General features: G+C 68.2%; 1 protein-coding gene. It reads right to left on the reverse strand.

What is annotated here, in order from left to right:
* Window positions 1–239 (reverse strand): M23 family metallopeptidase (locus tag RRF55_RS27790; RefSeq protein ID WP_439419268.1); only part of this gene is annotated, 239 nt, incomplete at both ends.

Genomic DNA, 239 nt, shown 5'->3' on the forward strand with positions numbered 1-239 from the left:
CTTGATCGGGGTGCCGGCGGGCACGGCGAAGTCCAGGCCGGCATGCGGGTTGCGTTCCTCGCCGTTGAAGAAGCGGCGCACGCCGAACTTGCTCGACAGCGGGCCGTTGACCGGCTTGTCGAGGAGCAGGTTGCTCGGCAGGTTGGGGCTGAAGCTGCGGTAGGCCTTGAGCTGCTCGGCCAGCTCGGCGTCGATGCGCTTGAGGTCGGCCGGGTTGGGGTTGACCTGGCGCTGGTTCT

Origin of the sequence: Klebsiella sp. K47, from assembly GCF_051858335.1 — a bacterium.
GTDB classification, from domain to species: domain Bacteria; phylum Pseudomonadota; class Gammaproteobacteria; order Enterobacterales; family Enterobacteriaceae; genus Klebsiella; species Klebsiella pneumoniae.